The sequence below is a fragment of the Streptomyces sp. NPDC101191 genome (assembly GCF_044767915.1).
Classification (GTDB): domain Bacteria; phylum Actinomycetota; class Actinomycetes; order Streptomycetales; family Streptomycetaceae; genus Streptomyces.
This window is the reverse complement of the sequence record NZ_JBIWOU010000006.1, coordinates 104,614-128,142: the sequence shown is the minus strand read 5'-3', so window position 1 is coordinate 128,142 and position 23,529 is coordinate 104,614. Positions and strand designations below refer to the sequence as shown.

At 72.0% G+C, this 23,529-nt stretch carries 26 protein-coding genes, 1 other RNA gene and 1 pseudogene; 13 read left to right on the top strand and 15 right to left on the bottom strand.

What is annotated here, in order from left to right; genetic code table 11:
- Positions 1-53 precede the first annotated feature (53 nt).
- On the bottom strand, positions 54-824 hold the full coding sequence (locus ACIRQF_RS23650; protein ID WP_376637251.1) for a bifunctional DNA primase/polymerase: 771 nt from the start codon (positions 822-824) through the stop codon (positions 54-56).
- Positions 825-931: 107 nt separating this feature from the next.
- Entirely contained in the window at positions 932-1,558 is a 627-nt protein-coding gene (locus ACIRQF_RS23645; RefSeq protein ID WP_382486358.1) for a TetR/AcrR family transcriptional regulator, read from the bottom strand.
- Between the two features lie 149 nt (positions 1,559-1,707).
- Here ACIRQF_RS23645 and ddaH point away from each other — a divergent pair.
- Positions 1,708-2,532: pseudogene (ddaH, locus tag ACIRQF_RS23640) on the top strand (dimethylargininase); the annotation flags it as partial.
- Positions 2,533-2,714: 182 nt separating this feature from the next.
- On the opposite strand, the gene ACIRQF_RS23635 reads toward ddaH, so the two are convergent.
- The 4 genes from ACIRQF_RS23635 to ACIRQF_RS23620 are packed head-to-tail and all read right to left on the bottom strand — an operon-like array spanning position 2,715 to position 7,214.
- Positions 2,715-3,704 (bottom strand): small ribosomal subunit Rsm22 family protein, encoded by a 990-nt coding sequence (locus ACIRQF_RS23635; protein ID WP_382486360.1) that lies wholly within the window; start codon positions 3,702-3,704, stop codon positions 2,715-2,717.
- A gap of 9 nt (positions 3,705-3,713) precedes the next feature.
- Positions 3,714-4,226, bottom strand: a complete 513-nt coding sequence (locus tag ACIRQF_RS23630; RefSeq protein WP_404094783.1) for a hemerythrin domain-containing protein — start codon at positions 4,224-4,226, stop codon at positions 3,714-3,716.
- 25 nt (positions 4,227-4,251) lie between these two features.
- The gene (locus ACIRQF_RS23625) at positions 4,252-5,526 is read right to left on the bottom strand and encodes a Bcr/CflA family multidrug efflux MFS transporter (protein ID WP_376637255.1); all 1,275 of its coding nucleotides are present in this window, start codon (positions 5,524-5,526) and stop codon (positions 4,252-4,254) included.
- Positions 5,527-5,567: 41 nt separating this feature from the next.
- Entirely contained in the window at positions 5,568-7,214 is a 1,647-nt protein-coding gene (locus ACIRQF_RS23620) for an alkaline phosphatase D family protein (RefSeq protein WP_404094781.1), read from the bottom strand.
- 102 nt (positions 7,215-7,316) lie between these two features.
- Here ACIRQF_RS23620 and ACIRQF_RS23615 point away from each other — a divergent pair, with 102 nt between their 5' ends.
- The gene (locus ACIRQF_RS23615) at positions 7,317-8,096 is read left to right on the top strand and encodes an SDR family oxidoreductase (protein WP_376637257.1); all 780 of its coding nucleotides are present in this window, start codon (positions 7,317-7,319) and stop codon (positions 8,094-8,096) included.
- 160 nt (positions 8,097-8,256) lie between these two features.
- On the opposite strand, the gene ACIRQF_RS23610 is transcribed toward ACIRQF_RS23615, so the two are convergent.
- A complete protein-coding gene (locus ACIRQF_RS23610; protein ID WP_376637258.1) occupies positions 8,257-8,589 on the bottom strand; it encodes a nuclear transport factor 2 family protein in 333 nt (110 codons plus the stop codon).
- 56 nt (positions 8,590-8,645) lie between these two features.
- Here ACIRQF_RS23610 and ACIRQF_RS23605 point away from each other — a divergent pair, with 56 nt between their 5' ends.
- Complete coding sequence (locus tag ACIRQF_RS23605; protein ID WP_404094778.1) at positions 8,646-9,143, top strand: MazG-like family protein; 498 nt, start codon at positions 8,646-8,648, stop codon at positions 9,141-9,143.
- Positions 9,144-9,604: 461 nt separating this feature from the next.
- Here the strand turns inward: ACIRQF_RS23605 and ACIRQF_RS23600 are convergent, their stop codons facing one another.
- Entirely contained in the window at positions 9,605-9,946 is a 342-nt protein-coding gene (locus ACIRQF_RS23600) for a tyrosine-type recombinase/integrase (protein ID WP_404095465.1), read from the bottom strand.
- A gap of 393 nt (positions 9,947-10,339) precedes the next feature.
- Here ACIRQF_RS23600 and ACIRQF_RS23595 point away from each other — a divergent pair, with 393 nt between their 5' ends.
- Both ACIRQF_RS23595 and ACIRQF_RS23590 read left to right on the top strand, forming a co-directional pair.
- Positions 10,340-10,876, top strand: coding sequence for a DUF5753 domain-containing protein (locus ACIRQF_RS23595; protein ID WP_404094775.1), 537 nt, complete (start codon positions 10,340-10,342; stop codon positions 10,874-10,876).
- Positions 10,873-11,115 (top strand): DUF397 domain-containing protein, encoded by a 243-nt coding sequence (locus ACIRQF_RS23590; RefSeq protein ID WP_404094773.1) that lies wholly within the window; start codon positions 10,873-10,875, stop codon positions 11,113-11,115. The genes ACIRQF_RS23595 and ACIRQF_RS23590 overlap by 4 nt, the downstream gene beginning before the upstream one ends.
- Positions 11,116-11,260: 145 nt before the next feature.
- On the opposite strand, the gene ACIRQF_RS23585 is transcribed toward ACIRQF_RS23590, so the two are convergent.
- On the bottom strand, positions 11,261-11,548 hold the full coding sequence (locus ACIRQF_RS23585; protein WP_376677184.1) for a hypothetical protein: 288 nt from the start codon (positions 11,546-11,548) through the stop codon (positions 11,261-11,263).
- A 258-nt stretch (positions 11,549-11,806) separates the two neighbouring features.
- On the opposite strand from ACIRQF_RS23585, the gene ACIRQF_RS23580 reads away from it, so the two are divergent.
- The 3 genes from ACIRQF_RS23580 to ACIRQF_RS23570 all read left to right on the top strand — a co-directional run bounded on the left by ACIRQF_RS23580 (position 11,807) and on the right by ACIRQF_RS23570 (position 13,464).
- Positions 11,807-12,796 (top strand): hypothetical protein, encoded by a 990-nt coding sequence (locus ACIRQF_RS23580; protein WP_404094771.1) that lies wholly within the window; start codon positions 11,807-11,809, stop codon positions 12,794-12,796.
- Positions 12,789-13,214 (top strand): hypothetical protein, encoded by a 426-nt coding sequence (locus ACIRQF_RS23575; protein WP_404094768.1) that lies wholly within the window; start codon positions 12,789-12,791, stop codon positions 13,212-13,214. Before ACIRQF_RS23580 ends, ACIRQF_RS23575 begins: the two co-directional genes overlap by 8 nt.
- A gap of 67 nt (positions 13,215-13,281) precedes the next feature.
- Positions 13,282-13,464, top strand: a complete 183-nt coding sequence (locus ACIRQF_RS23570) for a hypothetical protein (RefSeq protein WP_404094765.1) — start codon at positions 13,282-13,284, stop codon at positions 13,462-13,464.
- A gap of 160 nt (positions 13,465-13,624) precedes the next feature.
- On the opposite strand, the gene ACIRQF_RS23565 is transcribed toward ACIRQF_RS23570, so the two are convergent.
- From ACIRQF_RS23565 to ACIRQF_RS23555, 3 genes are all read right to left on the bottom strand, one after another.
- Positions 13,625-13,981, bottom strand: coding sequence for a hypothetical protein (locus ACIRQF_RS23565; RefSeq protein WP_404094762.1), 357 nt, complete (start codon positions 13,979-13,981; stop codon positions 13,625-13,627).
- Between the two features lie 164 nt (positions 13,982-14,145).
- Positions 14,146-15,591 (bottom strand): hypothetical protein, encoded by a 1,446-nt coding sequence (locus ACIRQF_RS23560; RefSeq protein ID WP_404094760.1) that lies wholly within the window; start codon positions 15,589-15,591, stop codon positions 14,146-14,148.
- A gap of 51 nt (positions 15,592-15,642) precedes the next feature.
- Positions 15,643-16,083 carry a hypothetical protein gene (locus ACIRQF_RS23555; RefSeq protein ID WP_404094757.1) on the bottom strand — a complete coding sequence of 147 codons (441 nt, stop codon included), beginning with the start codon at positions 16,081-16,083 and terminating at the stop codon, positions 15,643-15,645.
- A gap of 273 nt (positions 16,084-16,356) precedes the next feature.
- On the opposite strand from ACIRQF_RS23555, the gene ACIRQF_RS23550 reads away from it, so the two are divergent.
- A complete protein-coding gene (locus tag ACIRQF_RS23550; RefSeq protein WP_404094754.1) occupies positions 16,357-16,488 on the top strand; it encodes a hypothetical protein in 132 nt (43 codons plus the stop codon).
- A gap of 570 nt (positions 16,489-17,058) precedes the next feature.
- Here the strand turns inward: ACIRQF_RS23550 and rnpB are convergent.
- Both rnpB and ACIRQF_RS23540 read right to left on the bottom strand, forming a co-directional pair.
- An RNA gene (gene rnpB / locus ACIRQF_RS23545) (RNase P RNA component class A) lies at positions 17,059-17,457 on the bottom strand.
- A gap of 43 nt (positions 17,458-17,500) precedes the next feature.
- Positions 17,501-18,079 (bottom strand): Uma2 family endonuclease, encoded by a 579-nt coding sequence (locus tag ACIRQF_RS23540; RefSeq protein WP_404094752.1) that lies wholly within the window; start codon positions 18,077-18,079, stop codon positions 17,501-17,503.
- Positions 18,080-18,235: 156 nt separating this feature from the next.
- Between ACIRQF_RS23540 and ACIRQF_RS23535 the strand changes: the two genes are divergently transcribed.
- A complete protein-coding gene (locus tag ACIRQF_RS23535; protein WP_404095463.1) occupies positions 18,236-18,976 on the top strand; it encodes a MerR family transcriptional regulator in 741 nt (246 codons plus the stop codon).
- On the top strand, positions 18,973-19,809 hold the full coding sequence (locus ACIRQF_RS23530; RefSeq protein WP_404094749.1) for a hypothetical protein: 837 nt from the start codon (positions 18,973-18,975) through the stop codon (positions 19,807-19,809). Before ACIRQF_RS23535 ends, ACIRQF_RS23530 begins: the two co-directional genes overlap by 4 nt.
- Here ACIRQF_RS23530 and ACIRQF_RS23525 read toward each other — a convergent pair.
- A complete protein-coding gene (locus tag ACIRQF_RS23525) occupies positions 19,754-21,196 on the bottom strand; it encodes an RNB domain-containing ribonuclease (protein WP_404094747.1) in 1,443 nt (480 codons plus the stop codon). The genes ACIRQF_RS23530 and ACIRQF_RS23525 overlap by 56 nt on opposite strands.
- Before the next feature lie 95 nt (positions 21,197-21,291).
- Here ACIRQF_RS23525 and yaaA point away from each other — a divergent pair, with 95 nt between their 5' ends.
- On the top strand, positions 21,292-22,059 hold the full coding sequence (gene yaaA / locus ACIRQF_RS23520) for a peroxide stress protein YaaA (protein WP_376637263.1): 768 nt from the start codon (positions 21,292-21,294) through the stop codon (positions 22,057-22,059).
- A 736-nt stretch (positions 22,060-22,795) separates the two neighbouring features.
- Complete coding sequence (gene eda / locus ACIRQF_RS23515) at positions 22,796-23,425, top strand: bifunctional 4-hydroxy-2-oxoglutarate aldolase/2-dehydro-3-deoxy-phosphogluconate aldolase (RefSeq protein WP_404094745.1); 630 nt, start codon at positions 22,796-22,798, stop codon at positions 23,423-23,425.
- Positions 23,426-23,529: the final 104 nt, after the last annotated feature.

Here is a 23,529-nt window from a genome sequence, read left to right as displayed (position 1 = left end):
CGGGCCCGACGGGCGGGACACCTCCGCACGCCCCTCCCCCGTCGGGAGTGCGCTCAGCGGCTGAGCGGCCAGGCGGCCTCGTGGTCCACGGAGCCGCCCCGCTCGGCCACGTGGCGGGCGCAGGCGTCGGTGAGGGCCTCGATGAGGCCCAGCGGCTCGGGCAGCGCGTGCTCGGGGCCGCGGAGCCAGCCGAGCTCCGGCTGGGCCCCCTCGTCACCGGGGAGCCGGGAGGGCGGCACCAGCACGTAGCTGCCCCGGCAGTGCCAGCGCAGGCCGGGATGCTCGTCCATGGTCTCGGGATGGCAGTCCAGCTCGCAGGGCCACCACTCGTCCTCGTCCTCGGGGGTTCCGCGGGTGGCCGTGAAGAACAGCATGCGGCCCTCGTCGTCGCGGTCCTCGGCCGCGCCGGAGACGGCGACCGGGCCGACCTCGACGCCCTCGGCGAGCAGCCGGTCCAGGGCGGCCCGGCCGGCGGCGAGGGGGACGTCGAGGACGTCGTGGACCATGCCGGTGGCGGTGATGAAGTTCGCCTCGGGCTGGTTGCGGGCCCAGCGCTCGATCTGGGCGCGGTCGGTGGTCGACTGGGTCTGCCAGGCGAAGGAGACCGGGTGCCGGGCGGGGGTGGGACAGCCGATCCGCTCGCAGGAACAGCGGTAGCCGACGGGGTGCGCGGCGGGGGCGAGGGGCATTCCCGCGGCGGCGAGGGCCAGGAGCGTCTTCTCGCGGTCGTTCTCGACGTCGGCCGCGGTGCGCTTGGGGCGCCTGCGCAGCCACTGTGCGAGTTTGCTCTCCGTGCCGCGGTAGCGGCCGATGCCGTCGCCCATCTATCCCCTCACCTCATGCCCGCCCGTTCGGTCCTACGGGCTCTCCATGGTCCCACCATCCTGCGCCCCGGGTGACCGGAGTCGGGAACCGGGGCCCGTTGCCTCGGTCACGGTCGGCCGGAGAGGCCGCGCAGCGCGTAGTCGACGAGGGTGTCGGCGTAGGCGTGGGTGAGCGGCAGGGTGCGGTGCAGCCAGCGGTGGTGGAGGGGGCCGACGAGGAGTTCGAGGGCGATCCGCGGGTCGACGGCCGGGTCGATGTCACCGGCCCGCTGCGCCGCCTCGATACGGCGCACGTAGGCCTGGAGCTGGGGTTCGAGCAGTTTGGCGGTGAACTCGGCGCCGAGGGCGGGGTCGACGACGCCCTCGGCGGCGAGGGCGCGGGTGGGCCGGTCGAAGGCGGGGTCGTTGAGCTCGTCGACGGTGGCGCGCAGCACGAGCCGGAGGTCGGCGGCGAGGTCGCCGGTGTCGGGGATCTCACGTCCGGCGTCGCCGCCCGCGGCCTCGGCGGCCTGTTCGGCGAGGTCGAGGAAGGCCTCCATGAGGACGGCGGCCTTGGAGTTGGCCGGCCACCAGCGGTAGATGGTCTGCTTGCCGACACCGGCCCGGGCGGCGATGCCCTCGACGGTGGTCTTCGCGTAGCCGGCCTCGGAGACGAGGTCGAGCGCGGCGGCGTAGATGGCGCGGCGGGAGCGTTCGCTGCGGCGGGAGGAGTCGGGCGCCTTGGTGTCGGACATGGGCCCACGCTACCAGCTGACGAGACGTTCCGTCTCGCTACCTGTTCTTCATCCGAACCACCCGAACGGTCCACTGCGCACGGCCCCCGGAAGGCGGACCATGGGCTCACGATCCGCATCGACGATCTGCGACCGTAGAGGAGCCCTCTTTGCGCAACACTCCGCGCGAGGCCTCGCCCCGCCGTTATCTGATGTGCGCACCCACGCACTTCTCGGTGACCTACTCCATCAACCCCTGGATGGACCCCACCAAGCCGGTCGACCTGCCGCTCGCCCTCGCGCAGTGGGAGGACCTGCGCGACCGCTACCGCGCACTCGGCCACACCGTCGAACTGCTCGACCCGGCCCCCGGCCTGCCGGACATGGTCTTCGCCGCGAACGGCGCCACCGTGGTGGACGGCCTCGTCCTCGGGGCCAGGTTCGCCTACCCGGAGCGCTCGGCCGAGGCCGCGGCGCACCTGGACTGGTTCCGCAGGAACGGTTACCCGGACGCCGACCTGCGGGTGCCGGAGCACGTGAACGAGGGCGAGGGCGACTTCGCCGTGACCGCCTCCTGGATCCTGGCCGGCCGGGGCTTCCGCTCCAGCCCGCTCTCGCACGACGAGGCCCAGGAGTTCTTCGGCCGGCCGGTGATCGGCCTGGAGCTGGTGGACCCGCGCTACTACCACCTGGACACGGCGCTGTGCGTGCTGGACGACGCGGGCGACGAGATCATGTACTTCCCCGACGCCTTCTCGCCCGGCAGCCGCGCCGTCCTGAAACGACTCTTCCCGGACGCGCTGCTGGCCACGGCCGCCGACGCCGCCGCCCTCGGCCTCAACGCGGTGAGCGACGGCCGGAACGTCCTGCTCCCGCAGGCGGCGGTGGGCCTCTTCGGCCCGCTGCGGGAGCGCGGCTTCGTACCGATCGGGATGGACCTGGGCGAGCTGCTCAAGGGCGGCGGCAGCGTGAAGTGCTGCACCCAGGAGCTACGGCCCCGGGCCGGTGACCCGGAGCCGGTGGCGGCCCGAAGGGGTGAGCAGGAGCCGGTGACGGCCCGGGCCGGTGAGCCGGACCCGGTCACGGCCCGGGCCGGTGAGCCGGACCCGGTCACGGCCCGGACCGGTGATCCCGAGCCGGTGACGGCCCGGGCCGGTGAGCCGGAGCCGGTGACGGCCTAGTCCTCGTCCCGGCCGTCCTCCGGCGGCCAGGGGTCTCCCCACCCGGCGTCACGGGCCTGCTTGTACAGGGGCCCGTGGCGCTTGGTGACGGTCTCCCGGCCCAGCCCGTCGGGGCCGCACAGGTCGAGCAGCACCTGGCCCTTGCGGATCTGCGGCCTGCGCGTGATCCGGGCGGCGACCGGGGTCACGGGGAACCGGGTGGCGGCCACGTAGCTGTACTTCTCGTCCTCGTACGGCAGCGAGCCGCCCTTCACCTGCCGGTGCAGCGAGGAACGGCTGACCCGGGCCGCGAAGTGGCACCAGTCGGTGCCCGGCACGATCGGGCAGGCACCGCTGTGCGGGCAGGGCGCGGCGACGGTGAAGCCGGCCTCCACCAGCCGGGTGCGGGCGGCGATGATCCGCTCGTAGCCGTCGGGGGTGCCCGCCTCGACGATGACGACGGCCTGCGCTGCGCGCGCGGCCTCGGTGACGAGCGCGGTGCGGTCGGCCTCGGTCAGCTCGTTGAGGACGTAGGAGACGGTCACCAGATCCGTGTCGGCGAGCTTGAGCGCCCCGCCGATCCGCTCCCGGCGCCACTCGGCCTCGAAGACGCCGCGGGCCAGCTCCCGGCCGATCGCCAGGGCCGGCTCGGCCCAGTCCAGGACGGTGGTGCGGGCCGCGCCCTCCCAGGTCTCCGCGACCGCCCAGCTCGCCGCCCCGGTCCCGCCGCCGATGTCCGTGTGCGTGGCCGGCGCCCAGTCGGGCGCGGCGTCCGCGAGGGCGTACAGGGCACTGCTCACCGCCTCGAAGGTGGCGGGCATCCGGTACGCGGCGTAGGCGGCCACGTCGGACCGGTCGCGCAGCACGGGCGCGTCGGTCGGGGTGGCCCCCCGGTAGTTGGCGATCAGCCGCTCGACGGCCTGCGCGGCCTGCCGCGGCGGCAGCCCGTCGAGGGCGGCGGCGAGGGCGGCGCGCAGGGTGTCGGCGGAGGGGGCGGAGGCGTTCACCGCGACATTCTAGTGCGGCGCCGCGGGCCCTCGGCCGTCCCGGGCACCCGCCTGGGTCGCGGCTCCGTCCGCCTTCCCGTGCACCGTGCGCCATGCCTCCATCGAGAGGTTCCACTGGTCGCCGGTGAGTTCGGTGAGGGAGGCGGGGAAGAGGCCGTCCTCCTCCTTCGCGACGTGGGCGTGCAGCTCGTGGACGGAGCGGGTGAAGGCGGCCCGGTCCGCCGCGTCGTCGAGGTCGAGGGCCACGAGGAAGGCGGCGAGTTCGCGGTGCTCGCCGATGAGGGCGTCGACGTAGGCGGTGTACTCCGCGTTCTCCCGCATGACCGCGAACAGCCCGCGCTCCTCCCCCGTCCAGTGCGCGCGCAGCCGGTCGGTCATGCCGGCGACGAGTGCGCGGGCGCGGGCCCGGTCGCCCGCGTCGAGGGCCCGTACCGCGTCCCCGGCGAGGTCGGTGACCGCCTCGTGTTCGGCGATGAACTCCCTGATCAGGGGGATGTCGCGGCAGCCGCAGTAGTGGCACATGCCCCGGATCGTCACACCGGGGCGGTCACTTCGCCGGCGCGGCGCGCCAGGGCCGGCACAGCAGCAGGAAGCAGGCGAGGGCGGCGGCCGCGCAGCTCACCTGGACGACGGCCATCGGGACGGCCGTGGCCTCGCCCGCGATGCCCACCAGCGGCGAGACGACGGCGCCGACGAGGAAGGACGACGTGCCGAGCAGCGCGGAGGCGGAGCCGGCGGCGTGCGGTGTGCGCATGAGGGCCTGGGCGTTGGTGTTGGGCATCGCGAGGCCCATCGCCGACATCAGGACGAAGAGCCCGGCGGCGACCGGCGCGAGCCCCGGCTCGCCGAACACGCCGCTGGTCATGACGAGCAGCGCGGTGGCGGCCAGCAGGATGACGCCGAGGCCCCAGCCGAGCGCCTTGTCGAGGCTGACCCGGCCGACGAGCAGCTTGCCGTTGATCTGGCCGACGGCCACGAGCCCGATCGAGTTGACGCCGAAGAGCAGGCTGAAGGTCTGCGGGGAGGCGCCGTAGATCTCCTGGACGACGAAGGGCGAGGCGGAGATGTACGCGAAGAGGGCGGCGAAGGCGAGGCCGCCGGCCAGCATGTAGCCGGTGAAGACGCGGTCGGCGAGCAGGCCCCGCATGGTGCGCAGGGCCTCGCCGACGCCGCCCGCGTGGCGCCGCTCGGGCGGCAGGGTCTCGTGCAGGAAGCGCTGGACCACGACGGTGAGGACGAGGCCGACGCCGGTGAGCACGTAGAAGACGCCCCGCCAGTCGGTGATCCGCAGGATCTGCCCGCCGATGAGCGGGGCGACGATCGGCGCGACGCCGGAGATCAGCATCAGGGTGGAGAAGAACCGGGCCATCTCGACGCCGTCGTACAGGTCGCGGACGACGGCGCGGGCGATCACGATGCCGGCGGCGCCCGCGAGGCCCTGGAGCAGCCGGAAGCCGACGAGCATCGCGGCGGAGGGGGCGAGCGCGCAGACGGCGGTGGCGAGGACGTACACGACCATGCCGACGAGCAGCGGCCGCCGCCGGCCCCACTTGTCGCTCATGGGGCCGACGACGAGCTGACCGAGGGCCATGCCGGCGAGGCAGGCGGTCAGGGTGAGCTGGACGGTGGCGGCGGGCGAGCGCAGCGCCTCGGTGACCTCCGGCAGGGCCGGGAGGTACATGTCCATGGAGAGCGGCGGAAGGGCGGTGAGCCCGCCGAGGACGAGGGTGACGAGCAGCCCTGCCCTCCGTGCGGAGGCGACCGGTGCGCTGACTGTGTGATCGACGGTGCTGGTGGCCCGGCCGCTCTCCGGTATCGGCATCAGTTCTCCGTTTCGTTGAAACCTTTCCTAGATTACGCGTGTCAGGCGGGGGTGAGACCGGGACGTCCGGCCTCCGTGACGAAGGACGCGGCCGTGACCACCGGGGCGCCCGGCGTGGTCACCGAGGCGACCGTACGGAAGTCGGCGCGGGCGCTGTCCTCGCCGAGGGCGACCGTCACGTAGCCGCGCCGGCCGTTGTAGAAGCGCAGGTGCGGATTGGCCCGGGTCAGGTCGTCGTGGTTGGACGGGCGCTCGGAGCCGTTCCTGCCGCTGGTGATCGAGGTCGCGACGATCTCGGTGCCGACGGTCCGGGAGGCCGGGTCGCGGAAGTCGGCCTTGATGTCGAGGGCGTAGGCGACGTGCACGTCGCCGGTGAGGACCATCAGGTTCTCGATACCGGCCGCCTGCGCGCCGGCGAGGATCCGCTGCCGGGAGGCCGGGTAGCCGTCCCAGGAGTCCATCGAGAGCTTGTACGCGGCGGTGGGCACGCTGCGGCGCTCGGAGAGGACGACCTGCTGGGGCACGACGTTCCAGGTGGCGCGCGAGGCGCGCCAGCCGTCGAGCAGCCAGCGCTCCTGGGTGGCGCCGGTCAGGGTGCGCGCCGGGTCCTCCGACTCGGGCCCCGGCGTCCGCCAGCCGTCGCCGTACGCCTGGTCGGAGCGGTACTGGCGGGTGTCGAGGATGTCGAACTGGGCGAGCCGCCCGAAGCGCAGCCGCCGGTAGAGCTTCATGTCCGGGCCGGTGGGCCGCTGGGGTCGGCGCAGCGGCTGGTTCTCCCAGTAGGCGCGGTAGGCGGCGGCCCGGCGGATCAGGAACTCCTCCGGCGGGACGTCGTTCTCGGGGACGTCGCCGGCGTAGTTGTTCTCGGTCTCGTGGTCGTCCCAGGTGACGGCGAAGGGGTGCGCGGCGTGCGCGGCCATCAGGTCCGGGTCGGACTTGTAGAGGGCGTAGCGCAGCCGGTAGTCCTCCAGGGTGAGGGTCTCCCGGTCGAAGACGTCCGGCAGTCGGCGGTCGGTGTAGGCGCGGGCGCCGCCGGTGGCGTTCACGGCGTACTCGTAGAGGTAGTCGCCGAGGTGGAAGACGACGTCGAGGTCCTCGTCGGCGAGGTGGCGGTAGGCCGTGAAGTAGCCGTCGTGGTACGCCTGGCAGGACACGGCGGCGAGCTTCAGGCCCGTGGCGCGGGCCCCGGGGGCGGGCGCGGTGCGGGTGCGGCCGACGGGGCTGCTCCAGTCGCCGGCGAGGAAGCGGTAGAAGTAGTCGCGGCCGGGCGCCAGGCCGTCGACCTCGACGTGGACGGCGCGGTCGAACTCGGGATGCGCCACGGTGGTGCCGCGCCGGAGCCCCCGCGTGAACCGCTCGTCGTGGGCGAGCTCCCAGCGGACGGTGACCCGGGTGTCGGCGGGCAGGCCGCCGCCGGCCTCGTACGGGCGTGGCGCGAGCCGGGTCCACAGCAGGGCGGAGCCGGGCAGCGGGTCACCGGACGCCACCCCGAGGGTGAACGGGTTCTCGGTGATCCTGCGGGCGTCGAGCTCCGCCGCGGCGGCGGTGCCGGCGGACGGCAGGTTCACGGTGAAGGCGAGCGCGGCGGCGGCGCCCGTGACGGTCAGGAACCGGCGGCGCCCCAGGTGCCGTGCGACGGCGCGCAGTTCGTTCGCGTATGCGTCGGTGCGGGCCTGTGTGCGAGTCATGTACCCCTCCCCAGACGGTGGTTGTCCGTCGGGTATTCGAGAGGGGCGGGACGACCTCACGTTGTCGGGTACAGAACATCCACGTGTCGGACGGATGAGTTCATGGGGCACGCGTCTGCCGTACGCTGCGCGCCCATGAGCATCGCAGTGGTGACGGGAGCGGGGTCGGGCATCGGCCGGAGCGTGGCGCGGGCCCTCGCGGAGGCGGGCTGGCGCGTGGCGCTCGCGGGCCGCCGCGCGCAGGCGCTGGAGGAGACGGCCGCGGCCTTCCCGGACCGGGACGCCGCCCTGTGCGTACCGACGGACGTGACCTCCGCCGACCGGGTCGCGGCCCTGTTCGGAGCGGTGCGGGACCGGTGGGGCAGGGTCGACCTGCTCTTCAACAACGCCGGCACCTTCGCCGGCGGCGGCGTCCCCGTCGAGGAGCTCGACCCCGACACCTGGCGGGCGGTCGTGGACGTCAACCTGACGGGCTCGTTCCTGTGCGCCCAGGCCGCCTTCCGCGCGATGAAGGAGCAGTCCCCGCAGGGCGGCCGCATCATCAACAACGGCTCCATCTCGGCGCACGTGCCGCGCCCGAACTCCATCGCGTACACGGCGACGAAGCACGCGATGACGGGCCTGACGAAGTCGCTGTCCCTGGACGGACGCCCGTACCGGATCGCCTGCGGTCAGATCGACATCGGCAACGCGGCCACCGACATGACGGCCCGCATGCAGACCGGCATCCTCCAGGCCAACGGCGAACTCGCGGTGGAGCCGGTGATGGACGCGGCGGACGTGGCGGCGACCGTCGTGCACATGGCGGGCCTGCCGCTGGAGGCGAACGTGCAGTTCGCGACGGTGATGGCGACGACCATGCCGTACATCGGGCGGGGCTGAGGGCCCCGCCCGTCACGGGCGCCAGGGGCCGCGTCGCGGGGCGGCGGGGTGCGTCCCGGGTGGGGGCGACGGCTGCGTCCCGGGTGGGGCGACGGGCTGCGGCGGGGTGCGTCCCCCGGCCGTCGGGCCACGCCGCAAGGGGGCGGCTCCGCTGCGGGGGTCAGGGCGGCGGGGCCTGGCCGGTCTCGAAGCGGGAGATCCTGCCGCCCTCGACGGTGAACCGCCAGGCGGTCCGCATCGCGCCCCAGGTGTCGTTGCGGTACGTGGCGACGAGGGCGCGACCGTCGTCGGACTCGGACTCGACCTCCATGCGGCCGCCCGAGGAGAAGATCTCCCGCTCGGTCCAGTCGCGGAGGTCCCGCTCCGTACCGTCGTCGGACATGGTCGCGTCCGGGGTCAGGGCCTCGTAGAAGGCCCGCTGGTCGTTGGCGTTGAGGGCGGCGACGAAGGCCCGCACCGCGGGGTCGCCGAGCCGGTCCACGGGAATGGTCATGTCCTACCCGTACACCGCCCGCCCCCGCGACCCCGGGAACCTGGCAGGCTGCCCCCGTGACCGACCCCATCTGGCCCACCGTCGCCCGCCTCCAGGAATGGCTCACCGACCGTCAGCGGCTGCCGCCCGGCCAGGAGATCCTGCTCCGCGTCCTCAAACTGTCCGAGGAGGTCGGCGAGACGGCCCAGGCGGTCATCGGCGCGACCGGCCAGAACCCCCGCAAGGGGCACAGCCACAGCTGGCAGGACGTCGAGGCCGAGCTGTGCGACGTCATCATCACGGCGATGGTCGCGCTGCGGACCCTGACACCGGACGCCGCGGAGGTCTTCGCCGGGCACCTGAAGAGGGTGGCGGAACGCTCGCTCCAGGGACCGCCGGCGGAACCCTCCGCGGAGCCGCCGCAGGGCCCCTTCGCAGAGCCGCCGGAAGGACCGTCCTCGGGGCCGCCGCAGGAACCCTCTGCGGAGCCGCCGGAAGGACCGTCCGCGGGGCCGCCGGAAGGACCGTCCTCGGGGCCGCCCGGGGGAGCGACCGCGGGGCCGCCCGGGGACTGAGAGCGGCGGCGGGGGTCGGAAGTGCCGGACGCCTGCACGACGATGACCACCACCGTCGCAGGGTCACGGGCCGGGCTCCGGATCCGGCTCCTCGGGCGGCTCGGGATCTTCCGGCGGTTCCGGCGAGGGCGGCGGGGCCGGCGTCCGGTCCGGCCGTTACCGCTCCCCCGTCGACGGGCGCGCAGGGCCGTCGCGGCGGCGAGGCTGCCACCGGCGGAGTCGTCACCGCCGGCCGCCCCGCGAAATGCTTCACGGGCGGCGACCGGCCGCGCCCGCCGGGGTCACCGAAGCTGATCGCGTGACGACGAAGCCCCCGCCGTGGCGGGGGCTTCGGTGTCGAGGTGCAGACGAGTCGGGCTGTACGCCGGGTTCTGTTCCGCTCAGGGAGCGATCACGCTCTGACCTGCATGTTTACGGGAATCCGGCGGCTGGTCCAGCCCTCTGGGACTTCTCAGGGACTTTCAGTCGAGATCGGTGAGCCACGCCTCGATCGCGGACAGTCCCCGCGCGCCGGCCTGCGGCATGAAGTGAGTGTACGTCCGGAGCGTGAACGCCGGATCGGAGTGCCCCAGCCACTTCGCGAGCGAGACGATCGACTCACCGGCTTCGAGCATCACCGAGGCGTACGTGTGGCGCAGGACGTGGAAGCCGTGCTCGCGGCTCGGCTCCCATACGCGCGACGGCTTCTCGCCCGGCTGCCGCTCGGGCAGCGGCGGGATGACTCCCCCCTCGGCGAGCGCCGGCTTCCACGCCTTGGTGTTCCATGTGGTGCGGTTGATCGCACCGCGCCGCCCGGTGTACACGAGCAACGGGACGGCACCTTGCGCCGGTCCTCGCGTGCGAGGTCGGGCTCCTCGGGGTCCAACCAGGGCAGGGTGACGTCGATCGGTTCGAAGCGTTCCTGGTGGGTGAGGAGCCGTTTCCCGAGCACCTTCGGCAGAGGCACGTCACGCTCCTTGCCGCCCTTGGGCGGGCCGAAGTACAGCCGCGACTTGTACATGAGGATCTGGCGCTCGACGTGCACGAAGTCGCCGTGGACGTCGTTGGGACTGAAGCCGAACACCTCACCCTGTCGGAGCCCGCATCCGACGCCGAGGTCGAGCGCGATCTGGTAGCGGTCGGCGAGCGCCTCCCGTACGGCGTCGACCCGGTCCTCCTCCCAGGCTCGAGCCTTACGCTCCGGCTTCTTCGGTGGCTTGATCCTGGCCGGCTTCGCCGCCTCCACGGGGCGGATGAGCCTCCTCGCCGCGTACGCACGCGCCCTGTACGAGCTCGCGAAGCCGATCGAGGAGACCACGAGCGAGTTCATCGACACGAACGTCCAGGTCCGCATCAGGCGCAAGGACTCCCTCACCAGGGACGAGGAGCCGCTGCGGCTGCGGGCCGTGCTGTACGAGCCGGCCCTGCGCTACGCCGTCGGGGGCCCGGACGTGATGCGGGAGCAGTACGACGAGATCGCCCGGCTGGCCTCCCTCCCCAACGTGAGCGTTCAGGTACTCCCCCAGACCCTGAAGGGGTACCTGTCCGTGCACGACTTCACCGTCCTACACCTGGACGACGGCATGCCGACCTCGGTGCAGGTGGACAACGCGTGGAGCGCCACGTCGGTCTCCGACAAGCCACGCGAGGTCGGACGGTTCACCCGGAAGTTCAACGCCCTCACGGCATCGGCGCTGCCGCCGGAGGACACGCCCGCGTTCCTGCAAGAACTCACGCGAGAGATCATCAAATGACCCAGACCCGTACCCCTATGGCACCCGAACTCACCGACGCCAGCGCGCAATGGTTCAAGTCGTCGTACTCGGACGGCGCCGGCAACAACTGCGTCGAGGTCGCCGACCTCACCGCCACGGCTTACGCCGTGATCGCGATCCGCGACAGCAAGGACCCGCAGGGGGCGGCGCTGCTCATCGCGCCGAGCTCGTTCGCGGCGATCGTCGAGGGCGTGCGCAGTGGACGGCGCGGCTCGTGAGACGGCGCATACCAGTTACGTAGGACCAGGTCTGAGCAGCTCACGACGCACGTGGCTCTCCTCCCGTCTGGAGAGCCACGTGCGTCGTTCCCTCGTACTCCGCGCACGGCGGCCGATACCGCCCCCGGTGTCGGGTACCGGGACGTCAGGCCGCGTCGCGAGCCACGACTTCGAAACCGAGATCGCCCAACAGCTTGGCGGCGTGGTTCTTGCCGCCGGAGAACTCGTCACTCCCCAATGGCTCGAGGCCGGGGAGGTAGCCGTGCGCCGCCCCCACGATGGCCTTGGAGTCGTACTCCTTGCCATCGATCAAGAGCACGTAGCTGCGAGCGGGGCCGAATCGGTACTTCTCCAGGAACGCATCCCGGCCCCGCTGGTCGTACTCCTCGACAGCCTGCAGAACCGCGGATCGGGTGATGTCGTTCAGCGCCATGTCGCGAAATCTAGACGAAGCCTCTGACAGTCGCCAGACACCGCCGCCCGGCGCCCTCAGCGGGGATGTCGCGGGTCGTGCGTCTGGTGATCACGACGAGCTCGGCCTCGTAGTGCAGGGCGCACGCAGGTGCGCCCAGGCTTGGTCGGCTACGAGACCCCTCAGGCGGGGCATCCCTTCCGTTCTCCCGCAGACCCGGCCAGATGACACTACGATTCGAGGGGTTGCGAGCACTGTGATCCGATCTGGAGAAGTTCGATGGTCCTTCCGCTAGTTCCGCTTGTCTTGATCGGTGTCGGGGTTGTCAGCGGCGCGAGCGGTGCGGCCCTTGGGCTCAAGGGCGGCTATGACATCAAGCAGGCCAACGGCCGTATCCGGAAGGCTGGAGAGCGCTACGACGAGGAACGTCGCAAGCTTGAGGCGCACGAGCTGGTCACGAACGAGAGGCTGAAGGCACTCGGCACCCGCCAGGAGCAGGCCATTAACCTGGTCGTTGAGCGTATGGCCGACTTCCTGCGACGCCACGAGAAGCAGGTGTCGGAGAGCGAGAAGCTCTTGGTGGATGGACTTGACTCGACGACTGGACAGGTCAAGCTCGATCGGAGTCTTGGGCAGGACGCCGTCTCCTGGATGCGCGGGATCGTAGGGGCGGCGGTGACGGGGGTCGGGATCAACACCGGGATCACCACCGCGGTCACCACGCTCGCCACTGCGAGTACCGGTACCGCCATCTCGACTCTGTCGGGAGCGGCCATGACGAACGCGACTCTGGCCGCACTCGGTGGTGGCAGCCTTGCGTCGGGTGGCGGCGGAATGGCGGTCGGAGCCGCTGCCCTCAACTTCGTCACGGTAGGGCCCGCGATTCTCGTGAGCGGCCTCGTGGTCGCCGGGCAGGGTGAGAAGGCGAAGACCAAAGCTCGCGAGAACGAGTCCGAGGTCAATGTCGCGATCGCCGAGATGAAGGCGACGAAGGTGAAGTTCGACGCGATCACCGCACGGGCTGAGGAACTGGAGACGGTGCTTGACCAGCTTGTCGTGCGAGCGACATCCGCCCTCGACCTGCTCGAGTCCAAGCCGTTCGACCCCGCGCACCACGCCGCTCCGTTCCGGCAGGCGCTGACGCTGACAATGGCCGTTCGCGACGTTGCATCGACCCAAGTCGTCGACGAATCCGGAGAACTGAACCAGGAGACGGCCGGCTTCAAGATGAGGTACCGAACCCTGATCAAGGAGACTACGGATGTCTGACACGGTGCACATCGGCAAGGTCCTACGATCGAAGTCCTCACCGGTTCCCACCGCTGAGGCGTTCGCCGCCCTCAACGAGATTGTGGCGGCCGCCCGCGAGTACGGCAGGATTCGGCAGCAGGAGCAGACGAAGCGCGCTGCCATCGCAGCGGCGGAGCATGTCCAGGTCGATCGCATCCACGCGGCCGAGAAGAGCCTGAAGCTCTACTTCGAGCGGGTCTTCGCGGAGCGCGCGCGCACCAGTGAAGAGATGTTCGTCCGCCTTGACCAGGCCATGGACGCAGGGGACCCGCAGATGGTTCACGCCGTTGTCCGGGGCATCGTCGATCTCGCCCAGTCTTCGCCGCTCGCCGGCCTTGACGATTTTGGCAAGTTCTGGGCCGAACTCGGTACAGACGACAGCCCGGTCGCACTCTGACGCCTTGGGAGAGACATCTCGCTGCGGCGGGTTGCCTGAGAGGGCTCCGAGTAGGAGTTCCACCCTGATGACGAGTACCGGTCCGTCCGCAGTCGACCCGGCGCCCAGGCCGAAGCGCCGCACGTTCAGCCCCGAGTACAAGCTGCAGATCGTCGCCGAGTACGAGGGCGAGAAGGGTGCGATCCTGCGCCGTGAGCGATGCCGCTGCCACTCCCACGTCACCGAGTGGCGGGCCTGTCAACGGCCCTGAAGCTCGGTACTGATCCAGCCACCGTGGAACGATGACGAGGTCGTCGTGGCCGCCGAGGCTGTGATCTTCTCGGCCAGGGCTCGACCGGACAGGCGGCCTGCCCCGGGGTGCGGCACGGTTTCGGACCGTGTTCTGTCGAGCGGTCGCGGCGCCGGGCCGGTCAGTACGCCGCCAGGTAGAGCCGCACGCGATCCCCCGAAACCGCACCGATGTGGATCTCGATGCCTTGGATGTGGCGGCGCCTCGAGTCGCCGACGCAGGGCGGACACGCACTTGTCATCCGCACGCTCTCGAGCTCTTGCGGCGGTGTGAGGCCGAGGTACTTGAATCCCTCTCCACTCAACGACGAGGACGACGGACTTTCCAAGGCCAGGGGGTAGTCAGGGTGCAGGTCTTCGGTGATCGCCTCCGCGGTCTGCTCGTTCGTGACGAAGGACAGCAGGTAGACGTTCTCCTGCGGCTGGACCCGTACGGCACCCTTCACCTCCGTCGCCCCCAGGGGGATCTGGATCTTCATGAACGCCGCTGCCTCCGGGGCGCCCGCTCCCTTCTCCCAGCTGGGGGAGGGAGCCGTGCGTGTGACGTGGTCCGAGGGCGCGGACGTACAGCCGCCAAGTGTCAGCCCTGCGGCGAGAGTGACCGCCGGGATCAGCGGGAGGACTCTCGCAGTACGGCAGGGCTTCATCGGTTCTTCTCCTCGCCTCGGGACACGTCGCCCCGGGTGCCTTCGCGTCCCTGGTCCTCTGGAGTGATGGTCGGAGGTGTGGAGCTGTCGAGATCGTGGTAATGGGCGGAGCTGCCGCCCTTCATGTCGAATTCCTGGCCGAAGCCCACCTTGTGCAGTCGGCCCATGTCGTCGTCCGAGATGTTGATGAGGCCGCCGAGGAAGGGTGTGGACTTGTCGTGGTCCCAGTTGTATCGGTCCCAGACGTTGACCTGGTAGTCGAGTGAGACCTTGGGCGCGCCGCCATGACTATCCGGGGTGACGGTGACGAACCCGGAGACGTTGTGTGCATTGGATCCCACCGCGTGGAACCACTCGTCGCTCCCCAGGGTCGTGTGCTTGGTCCTGCTCTCGACCGGGATGACCACGGTCTCGACACCTCCGGCCTTGTGGAATTCATCCAGTGCCTGTCGTCGCCAGGCGTCTTGGTTGTCGGCGACGTGATCGTTCTCGATTTCTGACCGGAATCCGGGGTCGTCGGCCAGTATCCGGTCCACGTCGAGGTTGAGCGTTTCGCCGGTGCCTCGCAGGTAGTGCAGCATGTTGCGGGAGGCTCCGGTCTCTCCGACGGCATCGCCGGCCGTCGCGATCATCAGGGCCCGGGCGTGGAACCACAGGTCCTCGGGGGTGGGCTCTTCCACCTTGAACTGACCGGAGCCGGGGTCGGGGGAATGCCACTGGTACCGCGAATCCATGATTCCGGCCGCTCGCAGTTCGTCGCCCTTCTCCTTCAGCAGGATGCCGCGGGTGACCGGGTCGAGACTGCCCCACCAGGCGGGGACGTCCTTGCGGTCCTTGGGCATGTTCGCGGCCTTGCCGGCCTCCTCCAGGGACGGGTAGGGGCTGACCTGGGGGCTACGGTTGAAGCCGTTGAAGGTGCCGTCCATGGGGTCGGAGTCGAGGACGGCGGCATCAAGAGCCACGCGGACGCCGTCGTCGGCGTCGGTGACCGCCTTGACCGCCTGGACGAGCCGTTCGGCCCACTCGTTCGCCCGCGTGCGGGCGGTCTGCTGAAAGTCGGGGTCATGGACGTAGGCCGTGCGCTCTTCCTGGGCGAGCCGCTCCGTGTCGAAAGCGACCGCGCCCTGGTCGGACACACGCATGCCCGCCTTGACGGCATCGTCACGGATCGCCTTGAGCCGGTTGCGCAGGTCGGTGAGCTGGACATGCGCGTCACGCAGGATGCGCGCGACCGCCTTCGCCTCCTTCTGCGCTCCTTGGAGTTCCTTGAGCGTGACGGTGAACCTGGCGTTGGCGGCGTTCGCGCTCAGCCCGATCCAGGACTCGCCGAGCGAGACGCCGTGGACGTCCTTCTCGTACTGGTCCTCGAGCGTCTTGAACTTGGCGGCCATCTCCTCCCACTTGCCCGCGGCGGCGGTCAACGTGGACAGATCGGTGCTCATGGCTTCGTGATAGGTCGGCATGACTCCCCCTGAGACCGGTCCGCCGACCGGTCAGATGCCATCGATCCGCGACTGCCGAGACAGCCGAGCGGCGATGTCGAGATCGTTGTTCTGGAAGCTGATGCCGGTCGCGCAGAGGGCCTGCCTCTCCGAGAACAGGCGCCCGAGCAGCATCTGGACCTGCTTCTCCCACGCCTCATGGGCTCTCTTCAGCGCACCGGAGGTGTCCCAGCCATGGCCGTCCTTCGCCCCGAATGCCTTGACCGTGGCATTCGTGGTCTCGGCCGCGTGCTTGCCGTCCCTCGTGACCCCCGGCTCCAGGTCGTCGTCGATCGCTTTCGCCGCCGCCTTCTTGGCCGCCGGGCTGGAAGCCATGTCCGGCTTGCCGGCACCGCCGCCTCCCGCCGCCGGAGCGAGCTGGTTCAGCCGCATCGACGCGGACTGCCGAGCTGCCCCGTCCGCCTTGATCTGCTGCCATTCGTCCCAAGCCATGCATCTCCCCCGTTGATAGTCCCTCAAGTAACTTACGGAACGGGGACGCGTACAGAAAGTTAGATCGAGTCAGAGGGGGCTGGAGTGGCTGAATCGCGCCGCGGCTGACGCACGCTCCTGAAACTGTGCGGGCTGCGGGGTCAGGACCGAGTGGTTCTTGTTCGTGGAGATCGGATCTGGCCACTCTGGGCGGTCGCGTGGTCCGGAATCGAGTGCCCTTTCCCGTCGTCGAGTGGCGACTGGTCAAGTGATCATCTCCGCCACGCCTACGGCGTGACCCCGTCCGCCAAGGCGGACTCCGGGCAGCACGTGGCCATGGCGCCCACCAGCACCAGCGGAGTGACCGAGAGCTCCGTGTGCGAAGCCACGCTCACGGAGGCCCAGCAGAAGGCCATCGGGGTGTAGGGCGCAAAGCCGGTGTCCGGCAAGGGCGAGGTCGGCTGCTACTTCTCCATGACTTCGGACGAGGACAACCCGGCCGGCTACGTGGTCTCCGTCTTCAAGAACGAGGAAGCTCTGCTGGGAACTGTCGACGGAACGGACCCCCGGTTGTCCGCGTACGAGCTCATCTGCAGAGCCCCGTACAAGCTGCAGTGCTGCGCGGCGGGGGGCGGTGAGGCTCTCGTCCTCGCCCCCAGACGACGGGGACGGTGCCGAGGACGGCGTTCTGTTCGCTCTCGAAGCGCTCGGCCGACGCGGGGATTCCCGGGGGGCTCGATGATCTCGACAACGAGCGCTGCAACCCGCTGCACCCAGCTCCCGCAGGCCACGCGCCGAGGCCAGAGGAAACATGGTTGCCCCAGGTCGGAGGCGTCCGCTGCACCTCTGCGCCCGGGATTTTTCAGGGACTTTCAGGGCTGTCCGAGGGACTTCCGAGGGACTTTCCGCCGCCTAACTCGGCAAGCCCCCGAAAGACCGGAAAGGGCCTCCGGCGCAGGTCAGAGGCCCTTTCCGAGGCAAAGCCCCAGGTGGGGGCAGACGAGTCGGGCTGTACGCCGGGTTCTGTACCCCGGGACCTCGCGGTCGTCGGGGTGACGGCCATCCATCTAGGACCGGCGTTGCCGCCGGCCTCGTGCGGTCTACCCGCGAACTCGGGCGGGCAGCCCTCGATCGTCCGCGCAGGGACACCGAGGTGTCCCCTTTTGACCTTGCTCCTGGTGGGGTTTACCGAGCCGCCTGAGTCACCTCAGGCGCTGGTGGTCTCTTACACCACCGTTTCACCCTTACCGAGGACCGAGGTCCCCGGCGGTCTGTTTTCTGTGGCACTGTCCCGCGGGTCACCCCGGGTGGCCGTTAGCCACCACCTTGCCCTGTGGAGCCCGGACGTTCCTCGGGAGGATCCGAGGATCCCCACGCGGCCGTCCGCCCGGCTCGTCTGCCGTGCCGCCCATGCTACCTGCCGTTCCGGCCGCCCCGGTCAGGTGAAGCCGTCCGTCTCCAGGTCGAAGCCGAAGGGATTGGGAAGACAGAGGGTCTTGCCGAAGGGCACCAGGTGCTGCTCACGGTAGTCGCCGTTCTCCGGGTCGGTGAAGAGCGTGACGGCGGAGTCCTCGCGGTCGACGAGGAGGTACAGGGGGATGCCGCCGCGGGCGTAGCAGCGGCGCTTGACCTCGCGATCGGCACCGGGGCGGGTGCAGGTGACCTCCAGGACCAGCGCGACACCGTCGCAGGGCATCCAGGGGGCGGCGCCCAGGAAGAGGGACCGCCACGCCGGCGCGAAGGCGGCGTCGGGAATGACGTGGTCCTTCGGGGCTGCCAGGACGCCCTTCAAGGTGAGCCCCTTGTTTCCCGAGACGTCCATCTCGGTTGCCGCCCTGCGGATCACCTGCCGGACGATCCGGCTGATGTAGTGCTCGTGGTCCCCGTCCGGCGGCGGCGTCACGACGATCTCCCCGTCGACCAGCTCCGCCCTGAAGCCCTCCGGCGTGTCCAGCGCCAGGAAGCCCTCCAGCAGGATGTCCTCCTGCGTGAGGGGTACGTGCGGCGTGGCAGTCATGTCGTGATCGTCGGACATCGAGGCACCGCCGTCCCTGTGATCGCGCTCGTCCACTCGATCGTGGCACATGATCCTCGGACGCCCACGGATCACGCCCGACATCCCGCTTGACCTTGTCGCAGCGTCAAGGTTTCTACTGGGGGCATGACCAAGGGGATGCGGATCGGCGAGATCGCCGCGCTCGTCGGGGTGACCCCGCGGGCCGTGCGGCACTACCACCGGCTGGGGCTGTTGCCCGAGCCCGTGCGCCGGGCGAACGGGTACCGGGAGTACGGGGTCCGGGACGCCGTGCTGCTCGCGCGGATCCGGCGGCTGACCGAGCTGGGGCTCGGGCTCGACGAGGTCCGGGACGTGCTCGCGGACGACGAGGGGCGGGAGCTCGTGGACGTACTGGAGGAGCTGGACGCGGACCTGGGGCGGCAGGAACGGGTGATCCGGGAGCGGCGGGCGCGGCTGGCCGAGCTGCTCGGGGAGGCCCGGGCCGGGCGGCTGACGGCCGAGGGGCCGGTGTCGCCGGAGCTCGCCGGGCTGTTCGCGGAGCTCGGGGAGCTCGGCGAAGCGGCCGCTTCGCCGATGGCCGCGAAGGACCGGGCGATGCTGACGCTGCTCGACACCGTCGTGCCGGACGCGGAGCGGGAGCGGCTGATCGGGCTGATGCGCGGGGCGGCCGGGCAGGCGTCCGCGATCTATGCGCGCTTCGACGCCCTGGCCGGGCTCGCGCCCGACGATCCGCTGGTCGCCGAGGCGGCCGGGGCGCTCGCCGCCGTGCTGCCCGACGAGGCGGGGACGGAGCTGCCGGAGGGCGGTCTCGCCGACGTGTTCTTCGGCGACCTGGCGCCCGCGCAGGCCGCCGCCGTGCGGCGCGCCCTGCGTCTCGTGGCGGAGCGTGCGCGGTGAGGCGGGCGTCGACCTGGTTCGCGTACGCGCTGCTGCCCGTGGAGTCGGTGCTCGTGGTGTGTCTGGTGGCGGGAGTGCGGATACCGCCGGCCGTCCTCGCCGGCGCCGAGGCGGCCGTGGGCCTGCTGCTGCTCGCCAACGGTGTCGCCTTTCTGCGGCTGCGGCGGCGGGGGCTGTCCCACCGGGAGTCCGTGCGGGCGCTCGTGCCGGAGCCCGCGCTGCGGCTCGTACGCCATGAACTGCGGCTGATGGCCGGGCTCGGGCGGTGGGTGGCCCGGCGGCCGCACGGGGTGGACGGGCCGCGGACGGAGGCGTTCCCGCACGCCCGGGACCAGGCCGCCCTCATGTACGGCTTCGCCTTCGTCTGCTGCGTCGAGACCGTCGGCATGTCCTACCTGCTCGCCGACTGGCCCGTCGCCCACGCGGTCGTACTCGTCCTCGACGTGTACACCGTGCTCTTCGTGCTCGGCCTGCACGCCGCCTCCGCCACCCGCCCGCACGTGCTGACCGCGGACGCGCTGCGGGTGCGGCAGGCCGCGCACGTGGACGTGCGGATCCCGCTGGACCGGATCGCCGCCGTACGGCACGAGTCGCTCTTCACGCACGAGAAGAAGGACGCCGAGCTGAACCTGGCCGTCGGCTCGCAGACCTCGCTCACCCTCGAGCTCACCGAGCCCGTGGACGCTCCCCGGCTGCTCGGCGCGCCCCGCCCCGTGCGGACGGTACGGCTGCACGCCGACGACCCCAGGGCGCTGCACCGGGCGCTGACCCAGGCCCTCACGCGGGCGCGAACTGCACCTTCGCCCGTCCCGGATCCGCCTGCGTCAGTCTGACCCGCAGCCGGTCGCCGAGCGGCAGCGGCGCCCCGTCGGCGAGCACCCGGCCGATCACCGCGGGCTCCTCCAGGTGCACGGTACCGACGTCCGGTTCGTGCTCCTTGACGTCGATGACGACCGATTCGAAGGTCTCGCCTACCCGGTTGCTGAGCAGTGCTTCCTCGACGATGTCGACGGACTCCCGTTCGGCCGTGTTGGCGAGCTTGGTGCCCTTCGCCATCTCCTTGGGCAGCCCGTCGAGGGCGCCGAGCACCCACTCCGGGGGCGCGGTACCCGCGACGGCCGCCAGGCACAGCTCGCCCGCGTACCGGTCGACGAGCCGGCGCAGCGGCGCCGTGCAGTGGGTGTACTCGTCGGCGACGGCCGCGTGCACGGCGAGCGGGGGGACGTGCCCGCCGGTGAAGGGGGTGTAGTCGGAGCCCCTCAGGAGGGCCGTCGCGTCCTGGAGGAACGCGGCGTGCCGGCCGTTGTGCGGATCGAGCCCGCGGATGAGCGCCGCGTAGGAGACGTGGTGCGGCCAGTCGATGCCGAGGGCCTTCGCGGAGAGCCGCAGCCGGGCGACGGCCCCGTCCGGGGCGGGCGGCAGGGTGCGCAGGATGCCGGTGCCGGCGGCGATCATGAGGTCGGCGGCGGCCATGCCGGTGAGCAGCGAGATCTGGGCGTTCCAGCCGTCGACGGGGTGCGGGGCCCGGTAGGCGAGGGTGTAGCTGCCGTCGGCCTCGACGACCTCCTGCTCGGGCACGTTGAGGGACACTCCGCCGCGTTCGATCTCCAGCGCCTCGCGGAGCCGGCCGACGTACGGGAGCAGGGCCAGCGGCTCCTCCGCGGTGCCGCCGTCGATCTGGGCCTGGGCGCCGGCGTAGTCGAGCTTGGCCCGGCTGCGGACGAGGGCGCGGCGTACGTCGGTGGCGACGACACGCCCCTCGGCGTCGAGGTCGAGGCGCCACAGCAGGGCGGGCGCGGTGTTGCCGGGCAGCAGGCTCGCGGCGCCCTCGGAGAGGACGGCGGGGTGCAGCGGCACCTTGCCGTCGGGGAGGTAGAGGGTCGTCACCCGCCGGTGCGCCTCGGCGTCGATCGCGCCGCCGGGCACGACGAAGGCGGCGACGTCCGCGATGGCGTAGTGGACGCGGTAGCCGCCGTCGGCCCTGCGGGCCAGGTGCATGGCTTGGTCGAGGTCGCGGGAGGCCGGCGGGTCGATGGTGAAGAAGGGGATGTCGGTGGCGTCGTGTTCGGGGAGGTTCGGCTCCCTGGCCGCCCGCTCGGCCTCGACGATGACGGCGGGCGGGAAGGCCTCCGGGATCTCCAGCTCGGTGCGGAGTGCGCGCAGGGCGGCCCGCAGCGGGGTGTCCGCTGCGGCGGTCACGTGGAGGTGGCGGCGGGGCATGGACCGAGCGTATGGCGGGGCCCGGTGCCCGGCACCTCGTACGCTGGCTCTCTGGGGCCGCACCCCCACCCCCGTACGTACGAAGGAGAACCGCCGTGCTCGTGCTGTTGCCGCCCTCCGAAGGAAAGGCCTCCTCGGGGCGCGGGGCGCCGCTCAAGCCGGAGTCGCTGTCGCTGCCCGGGCTCGCGGAGGCGCGGGCGGCGGTCCTCGACGAGCTGGTCGAGCTGTGCGCCGCCGACGAGGAGAAGGCGCGCGAGGTGCTGGGCCTGAGCGAGGGCCTGCGCGGCGAGATCGCCAAGAACGTGGAGCTGCGGACGGCCGGGGCGCGGCCCGCCGGGGAGATCTACACGGGCGTCCTGTACGACGCGCTCGGGCTGGGCACCCTGGACACGCCGGCCAAGAAGCGCGCCGCCCGTTCGCTGCTCGTCTTCTCGGGTCTGTGGGGCGCTGTCCGGGTGACGGACCGGATCCCCTCCTACCGCTGCTCGATGGGGGTGAAGCTGCCCGGCCTCGGGGCGCTCGGCGCGCACTGGCGCGGCGCGATGGCCTCGGTGCTGCCGGAGGCGGCGGGCGACGGACTGGTCCTGGACCTGCGCTCGTCGGCGTACGCGGCGGCGTGGAAGCCGAAGGGCGGGCTCGCCGAGCGCACGACGACGCTGCGGGTGCTGCACGCGCCGACCCGGAAGGTCGTGAGCCACTTCAACAAGGCGACGAAGGGCCGCATCGTCCGCAGTCTCCTGGAGTCGGGTGCGCAGCCGGCCGGCCGGGCGGAGCTGGCGGAGGCGCTGCGGGACCTGGGCTATGTGGTGGAGGACGGCGAGAAGGCCGGGGTGCTGGACGTGCTGGTGGACGAGATCCACTGACGCGGGGGCGGGGGCGGGCTACGCCCGGGCCCTGGGGCAGCCGCCTGGCCAGCCCGGGGCCCAGGCCAGCCCGGGGCCCAGGCCAGCCGGGGGCCCAGACCAGCCGGGGGCCCAGACCAGCCCGGGGCCTAGGCCAGCCCGAGGCCCTGGCCGGCCCGGGGCCCAGACCAGCCCGGGGCCCTGGCCGGCCCAGGACCGCGGACCCCGCCGGGACGCTGGCCGCCCAGGACTTCGGGAGCCGCCCGAGACCCGTGCCCGCCCGGGACCACGGACCCCGTCGGGTCCCCGGCCTGCCCAGGACCTCGGGCCCCGCCCGGGACTTCGGAACCCGCCCGAGACCCCTGCCCGCCCTGGACCACGGACCCCGTCGGGACCCCGGCCCGCCCAGGACCTCGGGCCCCGCCCGGGACCACGGACCCCGTCGAGACCCCGGCCCGCCCAGGACCTCGGGCCCGCCCGGGACCACGGACCCCGTTGGGACCCCGGCCCGCCGAGGACCTCGGGCCCCGCCGAGGACCTCGGGCCCCGCCCGGGACTTCGGAACCCGCCGGGGACCCGTGCCCGCCCGGGACCACGGACCCCGCCGGGACCCTGGCCCGCCAGGACCTCGGGCCCGCCCGGCGGAGACCCCAGGCCGGCCCGGGTCTCCAGCCCTCACCCCAGACCGCCGGGAGGCGGCGTTGCAACATGCGCAACGCTCGTTGCACGGATCGTTTGCCCTCGGCAGGATGAGCGCATGACGAGCGTGCTTGACCTTGCCCCCGCCGCCCCCGTCGTCCCGGTCGTCGTGATCCAGGACGCCGCCGACGCCGTGCCGCTGGCCCGCGCTCTGGTGGCGGGCGGGCTGCCGGCGATCGAGGTGACCCTGCGCACCGCGGCCGCCCCGGCCGCGATCCGGGCCATCGCGGACGAGGTCCCGGAGGCGGTCGTCGGCGCGGGCACGGTCGTGTCGCCGGCCGGCGTAGGGCACGCGGTCGGTGCGGGGGCCCGCTTCCTCGTGAGCCCCGGCTGGACGGACGGGCTGCTCGACGCGATGCGCGACTCGGGCGTGCCGTTCCTGCCGGGCGTGTCGACGACCACGGAGGTCGTCGCGCTGCTCGAACGCGGTGTGACGGACCTGAAGTTCTTCCCGGCGGAGGCCGCGGGCGGCATCCCGTACCTGAAGTCCCTCTCCGGCCCCCTCCCCCAGGCGCGGTTCTGCCCCACCGGCGGCATCACCCTCGCCTCGGCCCCGGCCTACCTCGCCCTCCCGAACGTCGCCTGCGTCGGCGGCACGTGGATGCTCCCGCCGGACGCCCTCGCGGCCCGCGACTGGGGCCGCGTGGAGGCCCTGGCACGGGAGGCGGCCGCGCTGGCCGCGCCCTGAGCGGGGCACGGGACGGCGGCTCACGGGGCCGGGGGACGGGGGCCCCTCGCATCAGGCTCAGTCGTGTCTCCGGAATCGTCCCGGCTCGCGACGTCCGGCCCGCT

Bases quoted from the DNA above. Each gene is read 5' to 3' on its own strand.
- ACIRQF_RS23610 (WP_376637258.1), bottom strand. From the start codon at position 8,589: ATGACCATTCCCGTGGACCGGCTCGGCGACCCCGCGGTGCGGGCCTTC.
- ACIRQF_RS23590 (WP_404094773.1), top strand. From the start codon at position 10,873: ATGACCCAGACCCGTACCCCTATGGCACCCGAACTCACCGACGCCAGC.
- ACIRQF_RS23565 (WP_404094762.1), bottom strand. From the start codon at position 13,981: ATGAAGATCCAGATCCCCCTGGGGGCGACGGAGGTGAAGGGTGCCGTA.
- ACIRQF_RS23535 (WP_404095463.1), top strand. From the start codon at position 18,236: ATGCGGATCGGCGAGATCGCCGCGCTCGTCGGGGTGACCCCGCGGGCC.
- ACIRQF_RS23580 (WP_404094771.1), top strand. From the start codon at position 11,807: ATGGTCCTTCCGCTAGTTCCGCTTGTCTTGATCGGTGTCGGGGTTGTC.
- ACIRQF_RS23560 (WP_404094760.1), bottom strand. From the start codon at position 15,591: ATGAGCACCGATCTGTCCACGTTGACCGCCGCCGCGGGCAAGTGGGAG.
- ACIRQF_RS23625 (WP_376637255.1), bottom strand. From the start codon at position 5,526: ATGCCGATACCGGAGAGCGGCCGGGCCACCAGCACCGTCGATCACACA.
- ACIRQF_RS23540 (WP_404094752.1), bottom strand. From the start codon at position 18,079: ATGACTGCCACGCCGCACGTACCCCTCACGCAGGAGGACATCCTGCTG.
- ACIRQF_RS23570 (WP_404094765.1), top strand. From the start codon at position 13,282: ATGACGAGTACCGGTCCGTCCGCAGTCGACCCGGCGCCCAGGCCGAAG.
- ACIRQF_RS23555 (WP_404094757.1), bottom strand. From the start codon at position 16,083: ATGGCTTGGGACGAATGGCAGCAGATCAAGGCGGACGGGGCAGCTCGG.
- eda (WP_404094745.1), top strand. From the start codon at position 22,796: ATGACGAGCGTGCTTGACCTTGCCCCCGCCGCCCCCGTCGTCCCGGTC.
- ACIRQF_RS23575 (WP_404094768.1), top strand. From the start codon at position 12,789: ATGTCTGACACGGTGCACATCGGCAAGGTCCTACGATCGAAGTCCTCA.
- ACIRQF_RS23650 (WP_376637251.1), bottom strand. From the start codon at position 824: ATGGGCGACGGCATCGGCCGCTACCGCGGCACGGAGAGCAAACTCGCA.
- ACIRQF_RS23585 (WP_376677184.1), bottom strand. From the start codon at position 11,548: ATGGCGCTGAACGACATCACCCGATCCGCGGTTCTGCAGGCTGTCGAG.
- ACIRQF_RS23630 (WP_404094783.1), bottom strand. From the start codon at position 4,226: ATGTGCCACTACTGCGGCTGCCGCGACATCCCCCTGATCAGGGAGTTC.
- ACIRQF_RS23615 (WP_376637257.1), top strand. From the start codon at position 7,317: ATGGGGCACGCGTCTGCCGTACGCTGCGCGCCCATGAGCATCGCAGTG.
- ACIRQF_RS23645 (WP_382486358.1), bottom strand. From the start codon at position 1,558: ATGTCCGACACCAAGGCGCCCGACTCCTCCCGCCGCAGCGAACGCTCC.
- ACIRQF_RS23620 (WP_404094781.1), bottom strand. From the start codon at position 7,214: ATGACTCGCACACAGGCCCGCACCGACGCATACGCGAACGAACTGCGC.
- ACIRQF_RS23525 (WP_404094747.1), bottom strand. From the start codon at position 21,196: ATGCCCCGCCGCCACCTCCACGTGACCGCCGCAGCGGACACCCCGCTG.